This window comes from Lamprobacter modestohalophilus (assembly GCF_016583905.1).
In the GTDB taxonomy this organism is placed as follows: domain Bacteria; phylum Pseudomonadota; class Gammaproteobacteria; order Chromatiales; family Chromatiaceae; genus Lamprobacter; species Lamprobacter modestohalophilus.
This window is the reverse complement of sequence record NZ_NRRY01000201.1, coordinates 1-518: the sequence shown is the minus strand read 5'-3', so window position 1 is coordinate 518 and position 518 is coordinate 1. Positions and strand designations below refer to the sequence as shown.

At 62.7% G+C, this 518-nt stretch carries 1 pseudogene; it reads left to right on the top strand.

Annotated elements, in window-relative coordinates:
- Nucleotides 1–166: 166 nt before the first annotated feature.
- Nucleotides 167–518 (top strand): annotated as a pseudogene (locus CKO42_RS26870) (ABC transporter permease); the annotation flags it as partial.

Genomic DNA, 518 nt, shown 5'->3' with positions numbered 1-518 from the left:
GCAAGAGAATCTCCCGCTCGGGGCCCCCAACCACTTCCTGATCAACATCCAGCCGCAAGATGTCGAGCCACTCCAGGAGTTCTTGCGGGAGTCTGGTGTGACTGCCCAGGAGTCGGCGCAACCGCGGGACGCGTCAGCCGATGTGGGAGCGACCAGAATCGATCCGATGATTCGGGGCCGCTTGATTCGGGTCAACGCGCGCTCAGTCAGTCCGTCGGATTTCGCTGATCCGCGCGCGGAGCGTCTCGCCTCGCGTGAGTTCAACCTCAGCTATGCAACACAACTGCAGCCGGATAATCGAATCCGCGCGGGGTCCTGGTGGTCGGGCGAGGACGCGCAGGCTCAGTTCTCGGTCGAGGAAGGGATTGCCGAGACCCTGGGCATTCGCTTGGGTGACGAGATCACCTTTCTGGTTTCCGGTCGCGAGGTCAGCGCGCCGGTCACCAGTTTGCGCGAGGTGCGCTGGGACAGCTTCAACGTCAACTTCTTTGTCATCTCCTCACCGAGCGTGCTGGCCG